Origin of the sequence: Streptomyces sp. NPDC101191 (assembly GCF_044767915.1) — a bacterium.
Taxonomy (GTDB): domain Bacteria; phylum Actinomycetota; class Actinomycetes; order Streptomycetales; family Streptomycetaceae; genus Streptomyces.
This window is the reverse complement of sequence record NZ_JBIWOU010000016.1, coordinates 59,314-75,748: the sequence shown is the minus strand read 5'-3', so window position 1 is coordinate 75,748 and position 16,435 is coordinate 59,314. Positions and strand designations below refer to the sequence as shown.

Annotated in this window: 12 protein-coding genes and 1 tRNA gene; 9 read left to right on the top strand and 4 right to left on the bottom strand. The window is 72.8% G+C overall.

Translation table 11 applies throughout. The features are described 5' to 3' along the window. Positions 1-30: 30 nt before the first annotated feature. Positions 31-103: transfer RNA gene (locus ACIRQF_RS37420), tRNA-Arg, on the bottom strand. 261 nt (positions 104-364) lie between these two features. Here ACIRQF_RS37420 and ACIRQF_RS37415 point away from each other — a divergent pair. From ACIRQF_RS37415 to ACIRQF_RS37375, 9 genes are all read left to right on the top strand, one after another. Continuing rightward, entirely contained in the window at positions 365-2,062 is a 1,698-nt protein-coding gene (locus ACIRQF_RS37415) for a dynamin family protein (protein ID WP_404099396.1), read from the top strand. A 511-nt stretch (positions 2,063-2,573) separates the two neighbouring features. Next, positions 2,574-4,415, top strand: a complete 1,842-nt coding sequence (locus ACIRQF_RS37410; RefSeq protein WP_404099509.1) for a GTPase — start codon at positions 2,574-2,576, stop codon at positions 4,413-4,415. 355 nt (positions 4,416-4,770) lie between these two features. Beyond that, positions 4,771-5,232 (top strand): single-stranded DNA-binding protein, encoded by a 462-nt coding sequence (locus ACIRQF_RS37405; RefSeq protein ID WP_404099393.1) that lies wholly within the window; start codon positions 4,771-4,773, stop codon positions 5,230-5,232. A gap of 249 nt (positions 5,233-5,481) precedes the next feature. Continuing rightward, complete coding sequence (locus ACIRQF_RS37400) at positions 5,482-6,873, top strand: Cys-Gln thioester bond-forming surface protein (RefSeq protein WP_404099390.1); 1,392 nt, start codon at positions 5,482-5,484, stop codon at positions 6,871-6,873. A 441-nt stretch (positions 6,874-7,314) separates the two neighbouring features. Next, on the top strand, positions 7,315-8,403 hold the full coding sequence (locus tag ACIRQF_RS37395; RefSeq protein ID WP_404099388.1) for an FUSC family protein: 1,089 nt from the start codon (positions 7,315-7,317) through the stop codon (positions 8,401-8,403). 265 nt (positions 8,404-8,668) lie between these two features. Continuing rightward, positions 8,669-10,333: an energy-dependent translational throttle protein EttA gene (gene ettA, locus ACIRQF_RS37390; protein ID WP_376630552.1), complete on the top strand. Its 1,665-nt coding sequence runs from the start codon at positions 8,669-8,671 to the stop codon at positions 10,331-10,333. 8 nt (positions 10,334-10,341) lie between these two features. Next, positions 10,342-10,767 (top strand): acyl-CoA thioesterase, encoded by a 426-nt coding sequence (locus ACIRQF_RS37385; protein ID WP_376630550.1) that lies wholly within the window; start codon positions 10,342-10,344, stop codon positions 10,765-10,767. Continuing rightward, a complete protein-coding gene (locus ACIRQF_RS37380) occupies positions 10,764-11,441 on the top strand; it encodes a hypothetical protein (RefSeq protein ID WP_376630549.1) in 678 nt (225 codons plus the stop codon). The genes ACIRQF_RS37385 and ACIRQF_RS37380 overlap by 4 nt, the downstream gene beginning before the upstream one ends. Next, positions 11,438-11,827 (top strand): GNAT family N-acetyltransferase, encoded by a 390-nt coding sequence (locus ACIRQF_RS37375; protein ID WP_404099384.1) that lies wholly within the window; start codon positions 11,438-11,440, stop codon positions 11,825-11,827. The genes ACIRQF_RS37380 and ACIRQF_RS37375 overlap by 4 nt, the downstream gene beginning before the upstream one ends. Positions 11,828-11,890: 63 nt before the next feature. Here the strand turns inward: ACIRQF_RS37375 and ACIRQF_RS37370 are convergent, their stop codons facing one another. From ACIRQF_RS37370 to ACIRQF_RS37360, 3 genes are all read right to left on the bottom strand, one after another. After that, positions 11,891-12,490 carry a hypothetical protein gene (locus ACIRQF_RS37370; protein ID WP_376630545.1) on the bottom strand — a complete coding sequence of 200 codons (600 nt, stop codon included), beginning with the start codon at positions 12,488-12,490 and terminating at the stop codon, positions 11,891-11,893. A gap of 184 nt (positions 12,491-12,674) precedes the next feature. After that, entirely contained in the window at positions 12,675-13,655 is a 981-nt protein-coding gene (locus tag ACIRQF_RS37365) for an ABC transporter ATP-binding protein (protein WP_404099382.1), read from the bottom strand. Next, positions 13,652-16,435: an FtsX-like permease family protein gene (locus ACIRQF_RS37360; protein ID WP_404099379.1), complete on the bottom strand. Its 2,784-nt coding sequence runs from the start codon at positions 16,433-16,435 to the stop codon at positions 13,652-13,654. Before ACIRQF_RS37360 ends, ACIRQF_RS37365 begins: the two co-directional genes overlap by 4 nt.

The window sequence follows — 16,435 nt, the reverse complement described above, 5'->3', positions numbered from 1 at the left end:
AGACCCTCCCGAAGGAGGGTCTTGGCGGAGCGCCCCCGGCAGGACTCGAACCTGCGGCCAAGTGCTTAGAAGGCACCTGCTCTATCCGCTGAGCTACGGGGGCCTGTGGTGGCCGGGTCAAGGATAGGGCTCCGATCCCCTTGGCCCGGTTGCTTCACCTGCGTGGCACGATGTGGAGGTTCGGTGAAGCGGTCCGATAATCGCAGGCAGGTGCGATTCGTGCAGCGCTTTTCGCGCCACAGGGGCCGGGTGTTGTGCACTCGTTATGCCTGAGACCCCCGGCCACATCCGTTCGGTCGGCGCGCGCAGCCCCTATACGCTTCAAAAAGGCTCCAAAATTGGGCATTCTTCGCATGTGGTGACCTTGGACGAACGGCCTCAGCTGATCGACGCACTCTCCGCCCTGCGCGACCGTGTCGCCGCCGTGCGCCTTCCTCTCCCTCTCCCCGGCGCCCCCCGCGCCCGGCAGACCCGGGCCGAGCTGCTCGCCCAGCTCGACGACTACTTGGTGCCCCGCCTGAAAGATCCCGACGCCCCGTTGCTCGCGGTGGTCGGCGGGTCCACCGGGGCGGGGAAGTCCACGCTGGTCAACTCGCTCGTCGGGCGGCGCGTGAGCGAGGCCGGGGTGCTCCGGCCCACCACCCGTACACCCGTCCTGGTCTGTCACCCCGAGGACCACCACTGGTTCGCCGGCATGCGCGTCCTGCCCCAACTGACCCGCGTCTGGCTGCCCCAGCAGGACGACGACCACCCGGCCGAGGAGCCGCCCGAGGACAACGCGCTGCGCGTCGAGACGGCCGCCACCCTGCCCCGCGGACTCGCCCTCCTCGACGCGCCCGACATCGACTCGCTCGTCGTCGAGAACCGTCTCCTCGCCGCCGAGTTGATGTGCGCCGCCGACATCTGGGTCATGGTCACCACCGCCTCCCGCTACGCCGACGCCGTCCCCTGGCACCTCCTGCGTACCGCGAAGGAGTACGACGCCACGCTCGTCACCGTCCTCGACCGCGTCCCCCACCAGGTCATCGGCGAGGTCTCCCGGCAGTACGAGGCGCTGCTCGACAAGGCCGGCTTCGGCGACCTGCCCCGGTTCACCATCCCCGAACTGCCCGAGTCCACCGGCGGCGGCAGCGGCCTCCTGCCCGACAACGCCGTCGCCCCGCTGCGCGGCTGGCTCGCCCACTGCGCCCAGGACCCCGCCGCCCGCCAGCAGGCCGTCGGCCGTACCGCCGCCGGCGTGATCGACTCCCTCGACACCCGCATGCCCGAACTCGCCGGCGCGGTCGCCGCCCAGTACGCCGCGGCCGTACGGCTCGGCGGCGCCGTCGAGGCGGCTTACGACGAGCAGGGGAAGCGCGTCCTCGAGCTCGTACGGCGCGGCGCCGTGCTCGCCGGGGACGCCCGCACCCGCTGGCGCGGCTACCCCCGCGACAGCTCCGCCGACGAACTCCTCGACTCTCTCGCCGAATCCCTCACGGCCCTCCTGCAGTGCGCCGTGGCCGCCGCCGACGAGCGGGTCCGGGACGCCTGGCGCCGCGAACCCGCCGCCGGCGCGCTCGCTCCGGCGGGCGCCCCGGCCTTCCGGGACCCCCGAAGGGAGGAGGGCCGGGACGCCGGCGAACGGATCGCCATGACCGTACGGCGCTGGCGCCGCGTCCTGGAGGAGATGGTCGAGGAGGAGGTGGGCCAGATGGAGAGCCCGGCCGCCTCCCGCGGGACGGGGAGGGGCCCGATGCGCTCCGGGAAGGGTTCGGGGCGGAGCTCCGCGCGCGCCGCGGCCGCCGCCGGGCCCGACAACGAGACGCTCACCGCCCTCCTCGCCGCCGTCCTCCTCGGCGGGCGCCGCACCCGCGCCGCAGGCGACCGGCTGGCCGAACTCCTCGGTGCCCAGGGCGCCCTGCTCCTCCGCGACAAGGGTGGCGAACTGCTGCGGAGCTACCTCGACCGCGCCCTGCGCACCGAACGCGACCGGCGTCTCGCACCCCTCGACGCCCTCGACGTGACCCCCGAGCCGCAGGCCGAGCTGATCGCCGCGCTCTCCGTCCTGCAGAAGGAGAAGTGACGCAGTGGAGGACCGAGTGGACGCAGTGGAGGCGGGGGGCTCGACGGGCTCAGGCGGCTCGGGGGGCTCGACGGGCTCGGGCGCCTTGGGAAGCGCGGGAGGCTCGGGAAGCTCGATGGGCTCGGGTGCCTCGGGTAGCTCAGGTGGCGCCAGGAGCTCGGCAGACTCGGTGGGCTCGGGCGCCTCAGGGACCTCAGGGGTCTCAGGGGCCTCAGCGACCTCGAACGGCTCCAGGGGCTCGGCAGGCTCGGCGGGTTCGGCGGGTTCGGCGGATGCCCTGGGGCCTGCGAGTTCCGTGGGGTCCACTAACGGGAAGCCCGCCGGCGGGTCGGCTCAGCGGCCGGTGGCCGGCGACCCTGCCGACGACCGGCAACACGGATCCGCGTCCCACCCCGGCCCCGGCCCCGGCCTCGACCTCGGCCCCGGTCTCGACCCCGGCCGTGGCGCGGGGCTCGATCCTGCCCGCAACCCCCACCTGAACCCCCACCTGAACCCCCACCTGAACCCCCACCTGATCCCCCCTTCGAGCCCCCACCTCGACCCCTCGGCCGCTCCCTCCCCCACCCGCTGGGACGACGGCCTCATCGCCCGTCGTGCCGCCGACCGCGCCGCCCTGGCCGGCGAGCCGACCGCGGATCTCCCGGAGCAGGCGAGGGACGACGACGAGGGCGGTCTGCCGCTCCTCGGCGGGGCCTACGGCGGCGCCCTGCGGACCCGCCTCGACGCGCTGCACGAGCTCGTCGGGCTGTCCCGTACCCGGGTCGAGGCGGAGGCGCTGGCCGAGGCGGGGCGGGTGCTCGAGGAGGCGGCCGCCCGGCAGCGGCTGTCGGCGCGGCACACCGTCGTCGCCATCGCCGGCGCCACCGGCAGCGGCAAGTCCACGCTCTTCAACGCCCTCGCCGGCGTGCCCGTGTCCGAGACCGGGCTGCGCCGCCCCACGACCGCCGCGCCGCTGGCGCTGAGCTGGTCGGAGGGGGCCGCCGGGCTGCTCGACCGGCTCGGGATCCCCGGCCGGCTGCGGCGCAGGCCGCTCGCGGGAGGTGCGGCGGACGCCGACCTCCAGGGGCTGGTCCTCATCGACCTGCCCGACCACGACTCGGCCGTCGTCGCCCACCGGGACCAGGTGGACCGGCTGCTCGGACTGGTCGACGCCGTGATCTGGGTCGTGGATCCCGAGAAGTACGCGGACGCCGCCCTGCACGAGCGCTACCTGCGGCCGCTCGCCGGGCACGCCGAGGTCACCTTCGTCGTCCTCAACCAGATCGACCGGCTCGGCGGCGAGGCCGCCGACCTCGTCCTCGACGACCTGCGGCGCCTTCTCGACGAGGACGGGGTGGCGCTCGGCGAGCACGGCGAGCCGGGCGCCACCGTGCTCTCCCTGTCCGCGCTCACGGGGGAGGGCGTACCGGAACTGCGCGAGATGCTGGGCGCGTTCGTGCAGGAGCGCACCGCGCCCGAGCGGCGGCTCGCCGCCGACGTCGACGCGGCCGCGGCCCGGCTGAAGCCGGTGTACGTGGCGGACGGCCGGCCGGGGCTGGGGGAGCGGGCCAGGGAGGACTTCGCCGACCGGCTGGCGGTCGCGGTCGGCGCCCGGGCGGCGGGGGAGGCCGCCGAGCGCGTCTGGCGGCGCGGCGCCATCCGCGCCTGCGGGACGCCCTGGCTGCGGCTCTACCGCTGGTACGAGCGGGTCCGCGCGCACGGCAGCACCGACCCGCGCCTCAATGTCCCGGTCGAGGAGGAGCTGACCGCACGCCAACGGGTCGAGCAGGCGGTACGGATCGTGTCCGACGAGGCCTCGCGCGGGCTGCCCGGTCCGTGGGCGCAGGCGGTGCGGGAGGCGGCGCTGCGGGGGGCGGACGGGCTGCCGGAGGCGCTGGACGAGCTGACGGTGACGATGGGCGACCCGGCGGCCCGGCCACCGCGCCCGGCGTGGTGGTCGGCGGCGGTGCTCGCCCAGGTGGTGATGACCTTCCTGCAGATCTTCGGTGCGCTGTGGCTGGTCGGCCAGATCGTGGGCGTGGTGGAGCCGTTGCTGTGGCCGCCGGTCCTGATCATGGTCGGCGGGATCGTCGGAGGGCCCCTGGTGGAGTGGGCGTGCGCGGCGGCGGTGCGGGGGCCGGCGACACGGTACGGGCAGGAGGCCGAGCGGAAGCTGCGCGAGGCGGCGGCGGCCTGCGGCCGGGCGCGGGTGCTCGATCCGATCGCGGCGGAGCTCATGCGCTACCGGGAGGTGCGCGAGCAGTACGTGACGGCCTCCGGCGCGACGCGGGTGGCGAGCAGGGGCGGGAGTGGCGGCCGCTTCGGCGGGACGCGGCTCGGACCGACGAGGGCGAGCGTGGCCCGGCCGAGGTGACCCGGGGGTGCAGTGCCGTTCCTCGCGGTGAGGTGACTCGCGGTGAGGTGCCTGGCGGGCGGGGTGCGTGGCGGGTGGGGTGCATGGCGGGTGAGGTGCCTCGCGAGGAAGGCGAAGGGGGAAGGAGTGAGGGGGCGGAAGGGGCGAGGGGGGAAGGAGTGACGGGGCGAGGTGAGGCGGCATCCGGTGAGGTGCCGCCGCCCTACTCCCGTCCTCCGGGGCAGCGGAACTGCCCGTTCGAGTGGCAGAGTTGTCCACACTCATCCCCTTGTCCACAGGCTTCAGCAGTTTTCGGCGGTTCGGCCCACCATGGGCGGTGAAGGACGAAACCGAACGCCGGACGAGGGGTGGAGACATGAGTGAGACGACGGTGACGCTGGTCGGCAACGTGGCGACGAACGTGGAGTACCGGGAGACGCCGACGGGCGGGGTGGCGCGGTTCCGGTTCGCGGTGCCGGTCAGGCGCTGGGACCGGGAGCGGGCGGTGTGGACGGACGGGCCCACCAGCTTCTACACGGTGTCGGCCTGGCGCTCCCTGGGGGTGAACCTGGCGGCGTCGGTGTCCGTGGGGGAACCGCTGGTGGTGCAGGGCAGGTTGAAAGTGCGTGAGGAGGAGCTCGACGGGCGCCGCAAGACCTTCGTCGACGTCGTCGCGACCGCGGCGGGTCACGACCTGTCACGGGGTACGGCGGCGTTCCGGAGGGCGGCACGGCAGAATCCGGAACTACAGCCTCCAGATGTGAACGCGCCCGACCCCTGGCAGACGCCGCCATCCGTCCCCGACGGCACCAACAGCGGTTTGGTAACCGCCTCCTGACCATGCGTTGCGGAGATTTGTCGACACCGTGACCAGCGGTTTCGGCATCAACTTCCCCCTCTGATAACGATTTCGAGTCGGTATGGTTATCGGATCGCACTAGTGGACACGGGAGGGTTTCGCGTCCCTAGGATTCCCTGTACTCATGAGGCGCTTGCTTCCAGTGGGTCAGTGAGTCTGCTGGCAGGTGCTCCCCCCACGCGCATCGATCGATGACCGCGGAGCGACCTGCCCGGAGGGGAAATCCAAATGTTTTCTGTACGGAGGCGCGGCGCCGCCCGCCTTGCCGCAGCGACCGCGATCACGGGTCTGGTCGCCGCCGGTGCGATAGCTGTCGCGGGACCTGCGATGGCCGACGAGGCCGATCAGGGCACCGGCGGCGCGACCGCCACGCTCGGTGATCTGAAGACCTACGCGAAGGTCAAGATCAAGGGCCTCGGCTGGGACGTCAACGCCGGTCTCTTCGAGATGGCCGTGAAGTCCGGTGGGTCCATCCAGACCTACTGCATCGACTTCCACACCGACGCCATCAAGGGTCAGGAGTACGACGAGGTCGGCTGGGACCAGTCGTCGCTCCACAACAACCCGAACGCCGGCAAGATCCGGTGGATCCTGCAGCACTCCTACCCGCAGGTGAACGACCTCGACGACCTGGCCAAGAAGGCCGGCGCCGCCAAGCTCACCAAGGAGACCGCGGCCGCCGCGACGCAGGCTGCCATCTGGCACTTCTCGGACAAGATCGAGGGCACCCCCCACGACGCCGACGCGGCCAAGCTGACCCAGTACCTGGAGGACAAGGCGGAGAACGTGGAGGAGCCCAAGGCTTCCCTCAGCCTCTCCCCGTCCTCCGTCGCGGGTAAGGCCGGAGAGCGTCTCGGCCCGATCACCGTGGACACCAACGCCGAGACGGCCGCGGTCTCCCTCACCCCCGGAGCTCCGGCCGGTGTGAAGATCGTGGACAAGGACGGCAAGGTCGTCAGCTCCGTCTCCAAGGGCGCGAGCAAGATCTACTTCGATGTCCCGGCCGGCACCGCCGACGGCAGCGCCGAGGTGAGCGTCCAGGGCGACACCACGGTCCCGATCGGTCGCGCCTTCGTGAGCAAGAAGGTCAAGAGCCAGACCCTGATCCTGGCCGGCACCAGCACCTCCACGGTGAGCGCCAAGGCCACCGCGACGTGGGCCAAGAAGGGCGCCGTTCCGGCCGTCTCCGCCGTGAAGAACTGCGCCAAGGGTGGCGTGGACATCACCGCCTCCAACGAGGGTGACGAGGACTGGTCCTTCGAGCTGAAGGGCGAGAAGCACACCGTCGCCCCCGGCAAGTCCGAGACCTTCACCGTCCCGGTCGCCGAGGACGAGGCGTACAAGTTCACGATCACCGGCCCGAACGGCTTCGAGAAGGTCGTCGAGGGCGTCCTCGACTGCAAGACGGCCACCCCCGGCCCGAAGCCGTCCGAGACCCCGGCCCCGTCGCAGACCCCGGCCACCGGCGGCAGCACCTCCGGCACCACTGGTGGTGGCGACCTCGCCGAGACCGGTAGCTCCAACGCCACCCCGATGATCGCCGGCATCGCTGCCGCGCTCGTCGTGATCGGCGGCGGCGCGGTCTTCTTCCTCCGCCGGAAGAAGCCGGCCGGCCAGTAAGCGGCCGACCGCGAGCGGTAAGCGGTAGAGCATGACGGAACGGCCCCGTCGCGCAGCGCGCGGCGGGGCCGTTCCGTCGCGTCGGGGGGTCACGGAAGGTGACGGGCCGGTCGCTGTGCCCCCCCGGACGAGCCGCCGGCCGCCGACGCGGCGCTGTGCGGCTCCTACCCCTCGAGCGACGCGGCCCAGCAGCACTCGCGGCTGACGGCGCCGCCTGCGTGGTGACCACGCGTGGTGACCACGGTCGACCTCGCCGATCGGGCGGCGTGCTGAGACGCCCTTGCTGGACCGCTGGGAGTGGTGTGTCCACTCGCGGTCGCGGGCTGCGGCACGGGCGGGGATTCTCGTAGGAGAGGGCTCGTTTCGTCGTACGGCGGGCCCCGCCGGGATCGGGGCCGGCAGTCCGGACTGCTCGTCGATCCTGGGGCGGAGGTGGCGGAGGTGGCCAGGTTCGAAGTCTCGGCGATCTTCAAGATCAACGCGCAGGGGTTCAGCCTGCGACGGGGCGCCTCGATCCTGCTGGTGATGTTGCTCCCGCTGGTCGTCCTGGGTGCGCTGGGCGAGGAGAAGTACTTCGTCAGCGTGGCGCTCGGGGCGTTGTTCACCGGCTTGTGCGACCCGGGCGGCCGGTACTCCTATCGCGCGCCGAGGCTGGGGGTCATCGCCGTCTCCGGTGCCTTGTTGACCGCGCTGGGTTACTGGCTGGGGGCGCAGGCATGGGGGTGGGTGGCGCTGGCCGCGTTCCTGGTCACCATCCTGGCCGGCCTGGCCGTGACCTACGGTGCGCGCCGGTTCGTCGCCGCGCTGCTGCTGAACGTCTGGTTCCTCATCGCGCTCTCCCTCCCGAGCGCGTACCGGGCGGACGGGGTGCACACCGGTGCCTGGCCGCAGGCCCTCGCCTGGCTGATCGGGTCGGGCCTGATGATCGGATACATCGGTCTCATGTGGCTGGCCGGCGGACGCTCCGGGCGGCAGCAGACCGGTGCCGAGCTGCTGCCCGGCGATACGACACCGGTGCCGCTGAGCCGCAAGGTGATCATGTACGCGGTGATCCGCGCCGTCGCCGTGGCGGCCGCGGTGGCGATCGCGTTCGGGCTGGACGTTCCGAACGCCGACTGGATGCCGGTGGCCGCGCTGGTCGCGATGAAGCCGAGCCTGGGGCAGTCGACCCTGGTGGCTGCGCAGCGCCTCACCGGGACGGTGATCGGTGCCGCGCTGGCGGCGGCGGTCCTGATGGGAGTCGACAACAAGATCGTGATGGGGGCGGTCATCGTGGTGCTCGGCGGCCTCGCCGGGGCGGTCCGTGCCGTGAGCTACACCTGGTACGTCGCGGCGGTGGCCGGGACCGTGCTGATCGCCGAGGGGCTGCCGCATCCGACCGCCCTGGCGGAGGAAGCGCGGCGGATCGGCTTCACCTTCGCCGGCGTCGGGATCGCGGTCGTGGTGACGTACCTGGCCGGACTCCTCGCCGGGCACGCAGCAGCCGGCGATCGACCGCCCCGGACCGCAGCTCCCCGGTCCCGGCGGTGATGCCGCCGCATCCGGCGGTCGAGAACCCGGTGCCCGTGGAGATAGAGCGGTCCTGGAGGGCGGCGAGGGTGACGAACCCCGCCCGTCCGATGAGGAGCTTGGCGGCCGTGAAGAGCGGTCCACGGGTAGCAGGTCGTAGACGGCGACCGAGCCGCCCGACAAGCCCCAGTTCAGGCGGTCGGAGCGGTACTGGTTTCCGCCGACGGGGCTCGGTCAGGCAAGATGGGGTGTATCTGCCCACTCACTCTTTGCCGGACGGTTTCTCTTGGCTGAGTACATCTACACGATGCGCAAGACGCGCAAGGCGCACGGCGACAAGGTCATCCTCGATGACGTGACGCTGAGCTTCCTGCCCGGTGCGAAGATCGGTGTGGTCGGCCCGAACGGTGCCGGTAAGTCCACCGTCCTGAAGATCATGGCCGGCCTGGAGCAGCCCTCCAACGGTGACGCGTTCCTCTCGCCCGGCTACTCGGTCGGCATCCTCATGCAGGAGCCGAAGCTGGACGAGTCCAAGACGGTCCTGGAGAACGTCGAGGACGGCGTCGCCGAGATCAAGGGCAAGCTCAACCGGTTCAACGCGATCGCCGAAGAGATGGCGACCGACTACTCGGACGCGCTGCTGGAGGAGATGGGCAAGCTCCAGGAGGACCTGGACCACGCCAACGCGTGGGACCTCGACGCCCAGCTGGAGCAGGCCATGGACGCCCTGGGCTGCCCGCCCGGCGACTGGCCGGTCAACAACCTCTCCGGTGGCGAGAAGCGCCGCGTCGCGCTCTGCAAGCTGCTGCTGGAGGCCCCCGACCTGCTGCTGCTCGACGAGCCCACCAACCACCTCGACGCCGAGTCGGTGAACTGGCTGGAGCAGCACCTCGCGCAGTACAAGGGCACCGTCGTGGCCATCACCCACGACCGGTACTTCCTCGACAACGTGGCCGAGTGGATCCTCGAGCTCGACCGCGGCCGCGCCCTCCCGTACGAGGGCAACTACTCGACCTACCTGCAGAAGAAGGCCGAGCGCCTCAAGGTCGAGGGCAAGAAGGACGAGAAGCGCGCCAAGCGCCTCAAGGAAGAGCTCGAGTGGGTGCGGTCCAACGCCAAGGGGCGTCAGGCCAAGTCCAAGGCGCGTCTGGCGCGCTACGAGGAGATGGCCGCCGAGGCCGACAAGATGCGGAAGCTGGACTTCGAGGAGATCCAGATCCCGCCGGGCCCGCGTCTGGGCTCCGTCGTCGTCGAGGTCAACAACCTCTCCAAGGCCTTCGGTGACAAGGTCCTCATCGACGACCTGTCCTTCACGCTGCCGCGCAACGGCATCGTGGGCATCATCGGCCCGAACGGCGCCGGCAAGACCACGCTGTTCAAGATGATCCAGGGCCTGGAGACGCCGGACTCCGGCGAGATCAAGGTCGGCGAGACCGTCAAGATCTCGTACGTGGACCAGTCCCGCGCCAACATCGACCCGAAGAAGACCCTCTGGGCGGTCGTCTCGGACGAGCTGGACTACATCAACGTCGGCCAGGTCGAGATGCCGTCCCGCGCCTACGTCTCCGCGTTCGGCTTCAAGGGCCCGGACCAGCAGAAGCCGGCCGGCGTGCTCTCCGGCGGTGAGCGCAACCGCCTCAACCTCGCGCTCACCCTCAAGCAGGGCGGCAACCTGCTGCTCCTCGACGAGCCGACCAACGACCTCGACGTCGAGACCCTGTCCTCGCTCGAGAACGCGCTCCTCGACTTCCCGGGCGCAGCGGTGGTCGTCTCCCACGACCGCTGGTTCCTCGACCGAGTCGCCACCCACATCCTGGCGTACGAGGGCGACTCCAAGTGGTTCTGGTTCGAGGGCAACTTCGAGTCGTACGAGAAGAACAAGGTCGAGCGGCTCGGCCCGGACGCCACCCGTCCGCACCGCGCCACCTACAAGAAGCTCACCCGAGGCTGATCTTTCTCATGGCACGACACATCTACTCCTGCCCCCTGCGCTGGTCGGACATGGATGCCTTCGGGCACGTCAACAACGTCGTCTTCCTCCGCTATCTGGAGGAGGCGCGGATCGACTTCATGTTCCGGCTCGCGCCGGGGAACGGGAGCCCGTCGTTCTCCGGAGGGTCCGTCGTGGCCCGCCACGAGATCGACTACGTACGGCCGCTGGTCCACCGGCACGAGCCGGTGACCATCGAGTCCTGGGTCACCAAGATGGGCGCGGCGTCGCTGACGATCGCGTACGAGATCAAGGACCCGGACGTGACGTACGTGCGGGCGCAGACGGTGGTCGTGCCGTTCGACCTCGCCGAGCAGCGCCCGCGCCGGATCTCCGACGAGGAGCGGGCGTTCCTCAAGGAGTACATGGACGACGGGATGACGTCCGCCGCATGACCGCCATCGCGCCGCTGCACTTCGCCGACCCCAGGGAGGCGGCGGGACTCGCCGCCTTCCTGCGTCGGCTGCTCCACTACGACCGCGCCGCCGCCGTCCGCCTGCAGGCCGGCGCCGGCGCGCTCGCCGTGTTCGGGCGGCCCTCGTCCTTCGAGGTGCTCGCGATCCGCACCGCGCGGCTCGTGGACGCGGTGGACCTGGACGTGACCGTGTCCGCCGGCGAACTCCTCGAAGGCATCGAGGAGTCGGCGGGCAAGGCGGTCGTCCCCGACTCCGTCACCGGCCCGCCGTGGGCCGGGGTGCTGCCGCCCCGCGGCGGCTGGGAGCCCGTCGCCGGGCTGCCGTCCGCCGACGGGATACGGGGCGCGGTCGCCGCGGCGGTCACCGAGTTCCGCTCCCGCGACGAGGCCCTGCCCGGGGAGCGGCGCACCCGGGCCGAGCGCGACCGCATAGGCCGCGAGATCTGGTCCCGCACCCTCGCCGACACGGGTCTGCCGCTGCGTGCGGCGCACGCGGCGCAGTCCCTCGGCTTCCTGCCGCGGCTCCCCGACGAGGAGCTGCCGGTGGTCCTGTTCGCCTCCGGCCCGTGGCTGCGGCTCCGTACCCCGTACGGCTCGGTCGCCCTGCGGACCGTTCCGATGGCCCTGAGCGTGACGCCGGGCACCGCCCGGTGATCACCCCCGTGGTCGAGGGGCCGCTCACCGGCCCCGAGCTCGACGAGCTCTTCCGGGCCTCCTGGCCCGGACACCGGTCCACCGACTTCACCCCGGTCCTCGCCCGGCGCCTGCTGCACGTCACCGCGCGCCGCGACGGGCGGCTCGTCGGCTACGTGAACGTGGTCGGCGACGGAGGCGTGCACGCCTTCCTGCTCGACACCACCGTCCATCCCGGCGAACGCCGCGCGGGCCTGGGCGTCGCTCTCGTCCGGGCCGCCGCCGCGGCCGCGCGGGAGCGTGGAGCGCACTGGCTGCACGTGGACTTCGAGCCCCACCTCGCCCGCTTCCACGAGGCATGCGGCTTCCGCCCGACCGCCGCCGGCCTGATGGACCTGCGGGCCTGAGGCCCCGGCGCACCGGCCTCGCCCCCCGCCACACCCCTTGTACGTCAAGGGCCGCACCCCGCCTCACCACATCGGCCCGTTTTCGCGGCCCTCTCCGGCGAGCGCCAGGGCCGAGAGCGCTGCGCTCAGGGTGAGGAGGACCGACGGGACGACCAGGGAGCCGTGGGCGACGTTGTCCTCGGCCAGGATCGGGTCCATGCGGTGGGCGGGGTCGTACGCGATGTCGACCTTCGTGCCCGCCCCGCCGATCCGCTTCTCCGCGGTGAACTCCGGCGGATAGCCGCCGTCGCAGGACACCGGATGGTGGTAGAGCCGCTTCTCGCTCGGGGCGCCCTCGCCGAAGGTCGGGTGGAACGTCGTCCGGGGCTCGCCGGCGACCACGCACGCGACGACCTCCGCGCGGATCCGGGAGTCCCGGGCCTCCACCCACACCGCCCCCAGGCCCGCCACGAGCAGTACGGCGGCGAGGATGCTGCCGCCCTCACGGAACAGCGCGTCGTGCGCGAACAGGGCGACGCCGGCGAGGGCGAGGCCCGCCAGGAGCGCGAGCACGGTCGGAAGGCGGACGGGGCTGTGCATGCTCCAGCCCGCCCACAGGTGCAACAGGACACCGGCACCGGCGGGCACGAGCACGGCGCCTGCGTACGACACGGTCTTCGTCACGGGTCACCCCCCGCCAGGGAGACGTCCTTCTCCGGAGGCCGGTTCCGCCGGACGATCGGTTTCGGCTGGCCGGTTCCGTCGGGGATCGGTTCGGCCGGCCGGTTCCGTCGGTCGATCGGTTCGGCCGGCCGGTTCCGTCGGTCGACCGGGGTCGGCCGGCCGGTCCCGTCGGTGGACCGTGCCGTCAGTGCTCGGCGTCCGGCTCCGCGTCGTCCGGCCACACCCCGATGTGGTCCTGCTCCAGCTCCAGGGCCACCCGGTGCCGCATGCCCAGCGTCTCGGTGTACTCGGCGGGCAGCTGGAGCCGGCCCGCCCGGTCGAGCATCGCGTACTCCCTGGCCACCAGCGACTCCTGGCCCTCCGCGTCGATCTCGGTGCGGCGCAGCACCTCGGAGGAGGTCCGGCCGTCGCGGATCGCGACCGTACGGCGTACCTCGGAGGCCACCGCCTGGTCGTGGGTGACGATCACGATCGTCGTGCCGAGCTCCTCGTTGGCCCGGCGGAAGGCCGCGAAGACCTGCTCGCCGGTGGCCGAGTCCAGCTCGCCGGTGGGCTCGTCGGCGAGCAGCACCGACGGGTTGTTGGCGAGCGCCACGGCGATCGCCACCCGCTGCTGCTGGCCGCCGGAGAGCTGGTGCGGCCGCCGGTCGGCCATCTCGGCCATGCCGAGCATCGACAGAAGCTGCTCCGCGCGCTGCGCCTTGTGCGGGGAGCGGCCCTTCAACTGCATCGGCAGGGCCACGTTCTGCGCGGCCGTCAGGTACGGCAGGAGATTGCGGGCGGTCTGCTGCCAGACGAAGCCGACGACCTCGCGGCGATAGCGCAGCCGTGCCTTGCCGTCCATGGAGAGCAGGTCGCAGCCCGCGACCTTGGCGGCGCCGGCGGTCGGCACGTCGAGCCCGGCGAGGATGTTCATGAGCGTCGACTTCCCCGAACCGGAGGCGCCGACCAGGGCCATCAACTCGCCCTCCTTCACCAGGAGGTCGAGGCCTTGGAGCGCCTGCACCTCCACCCCGTCGGTGGTGAAGATCCGGACGAGCCGGTCGCAGGCGATCAGGGCGTCGTGCCCGTACGAGGGCCGGTCGCGCCGGGCCGTCGCCCGTCGCTCCAGCTCCTCCAGGGTCGTCGGACCGGAGTTGCCCGGGCTCACCGAGGTCGTCGTCATCGTGCGTCTCCTGCCCTGAGTTCCTTGATCGAGCTCCTGCGGGATGCCCACCACGCCTGCACGACGGCCGCCGCCCCCGCGAGCAGGACCACGCCGGCCGCCGGAAGCCCCAGCGACCAGCGGTCGGCCCGGAGCGCGGCCCCCAGCGCCACCGCCTCCTCCGGCGCGGCGGCCAGCGCGAGCCGCGCCAGGTCCACTCCGGGCGCCAGGAGCAGGATCGTCGCCCAGCCCACCAGCGCGCCGCCCAGCGCCGCGAGCACCGCCTGCGGGAGCGCCTCCCACACGAGCAGCCGGCGGGCCTGCCCGCGGGTCAGGCCCATCGTGCGCAGCCGGGCGAGCAGGGTGGTGCGCTCGGGCGCAACCTGGAGCAGGGAGATCAGCACGGCGAGCACGGCATAGCCGGCGCCCGCGGCGATGGCGGCGAGATAGAGGCGTTCGGCGCCGTCCTGCATCGGCGAGTCGACGAACCGGGCGCGCTTCTCGGCGGTCAGCGCCACCTGGCCCTTCGCGTCCTTCGCGCGGACCGCGGCGCGCAGCGCCGTGCCGTCGAGAGCTCCGTCGCCCTTGCCGGTGACCAGCAGCGTGGTGGACGCCCGGTTGGTGAGGTCGGCGCCGTTGACGAGCAGGAAGTCCTTGTCGGGCAGCGCGGGCGTGACGTCGCGCACGGCGACCACCTTCACATGGAACCGTCCGGCGGCCGCCGTGATCTCGATGGGCCGGGTGCCGAGGCGCTCGGCGACCCGGGGCGAGGCGATCGCGGGGAGGACCCGGGAGGTGTCGCCGACATGGGCGGGTCCTCCGGTGCCGGTGGACTTCAGCAGGTCGGCGGGGAACGGGCCGAAGCCGGTCCGCTCCGCGAGCCGGGCGTACGACGCGGGCTCCACGCCGATCAGCGGGGCGCCCATGCCGTTGTCGGTGACACCCGCGTGCGAGGGCAGTTCCAGGCCGTACTCGATCTGCACGGGCGACACCTCCCGCACGCCCGGGAACCCGGCCACCGTCTCGGTGACGCCGGCGGGCAGCGGCGTCCAGCCCACGTCGTCGGTCACCCGGGCGTCCGCGCCGGTCGCCAGGAAGGCGGCCCGGTCGCGCGCGTCGGCGACTCCGGCCAGCACGGAGCCGCCGAACGCGGCCGTGGTCAGCGCGAGGAGCAGGGCGAGCAGCGGCAGCGCGCCGGTCGACGAGGAGCGCCCGGCGCGGGCGAGCGACAGGAAGCCGACCGCGCCCCGCAGCCGGCGTGCGGGCCGGGCCGCCCAGCGCAGCGGCAGCGGGTACAGCCGTACGAGGACGAGCGCGGCGATCAGACCGACGAGCACCGGCGCCGCGCTGACCAGGTAGTCGCCGGCGTCGCCGGTGCCGCGGCGGCGCAGCGCGACGACGGCGCCCACCGCGAGGACGAGGAAGGTGAGTTCGACGACCGTGCGGCGCCGGGAGGGCCGGGCGGAGACGAGGTCGTCGCGGCCGCCGTGCAGCTGCGGGCGGCGGTGCAGGAACACCGCGCGCAGCGGCAGCACGAGGGTGGCGAGCAGGGCGACGCCCACGGCTCCGGCGCAGGCGGGGGCGAACCGGGCGCCGGCGGAGTCGGTGACGGCGAGGGCGAGCAGCAGGCCGAGCGCGGCGGCCGGGACGGCGACCGCGGCGGTCTCGCCGAGCAGCCGTCCGCCGATGCCGGTCAGGGACGCGCCGCGGGAGCGCAGCAGCGCGAACTCGGCGTGGCGACGGGCGGTGAACAGGCCTCCGGTCATGGCGAGCACGACGGCGGCGACCGCGCCCACGCCGAAGACGGCGACGGCGACGACCGCGGCGATCGCGCCGCGCATGCCGAGGTGTTCGGTGACGACCTCGTCGAGCTGGGTGGTGACGTTGCCGGTGGTGCCGAGGACCCCGCGCAGAGCCACCAGGTCGGGCCCGCTGGACGCCGAGTCGAGGGCGGCGGTGAGCCGGTCGGTGTCCTGCGCGGTGAGGTGGCCGACGGTGGGCGCGTACCGCCAGTACTGTTCGGGCTCGCCGAGGGTGCTGTCGAGCCCGGGAGCGCTCTCGGGCGCCACGATCAGGGTGGCGACCCAGTACCACTTGACCTCGACGGAGCCCCGGGCCGTGAAGAGGGGGGTGTGCAGGGCCGGGTCGACCGCCCAGTAGCCGCTGCCGGTGTCACGCGGTTCGACGATGCCGGTGATGGTGACCGGCTTGGGCTCGGCGTCGCTGCCCGGGAGGTGGACGACCGAACCGACCTTCAGGTGGAGGGCCTTGGCCGTCTTCGCCGTGACGACCGCCTCCATGGCGCCGCCCTTGCCGGCCCGGGCGGCCCGGCCGGCCGTCAGGGTGGAGTGGGCGGCGAGGTCGGAGGGCGTGTCGAGGACGAACTCGGCCGGTTCGCCGTCGGGTGCGGGCAGCCACCGGTCGAGGCCGGGGATCCGCTTCGTCGTGTGCACCCCGTACATCGAGTTCGCGGGGTCGACCTTCAGCGGGGCGGGCAGCAGGGGCGTCAGCCGGTCCCGGATCGTACGCATCTTCTCCGGGGCGAACTCCTGCGCCCGCTTCTCGGGGGAGAGGCTGCTCTTCACGGAGGAGGTCAGCGTCAGCGCGGTGCGGCGCGGCTCGGCCGAGTCGACCGCGTGCCACAGGCCCTCGGTCTCGTACGTGTCGACCGAGCGCGGCAGCGCGGCTGCGAGGAAGGCCGTGACCAGCACGAGCAGGCCGTAGGCGAGGGCCGTGCCCGGGGCGGTCCGCAGCCGGGTGCGGACCCAGGGGGCCACGGCGCGGGCGGGCTTGCGGGGCAT

Bases quoted from the DNA above. Each gene is read 5' to 3' on its own strand.
- ACIRQF_RS37405 (WP_404099393.1), top strand. From the start codon at position 4,771: ATGAGTGAGACGACGGTGACGCTGGTCGGCAACGTGGCGACGAACGTG.
- ACIRQF_RS37400 (WP_404099390.1), top strand. From the start codon at position 5,482: ATGTTTTCTGTACGGAGGCGCGGCGCCGCCCGCCTTGCCGCAGCGACC.
- ACIRQF_RS37385 (WP_376630550.1), top strand. From the start codon at position 10,342: ATGGCACGACACATCTACTCCTGCCCCCTGCGCTGGTCGGACATGGAT.
- ACIRQF_RS37380 (WP_376630549.1), top strand. From the start codon at position 10,764: ATGACCGCCATCGCGCCGCTGCACTTCGCCGACCCCAGGGAGGCGGCG.
- ACIRQF_RS37365 (WP_404099382.1), bottom strand. From the start codon at position 13,655: ATGACGACGACCTCGGTGAGCCCGGGCAACTCCGGTCCGACGACCCTG.
- ACIRQF_RS37360 (WP_404099379.1), bottom strand. From the start codon at position 16,435: ATGCCCCGCAAGCCCGCCCGCGCCGTGGCCCCCTGGGTCCGCACCCGG.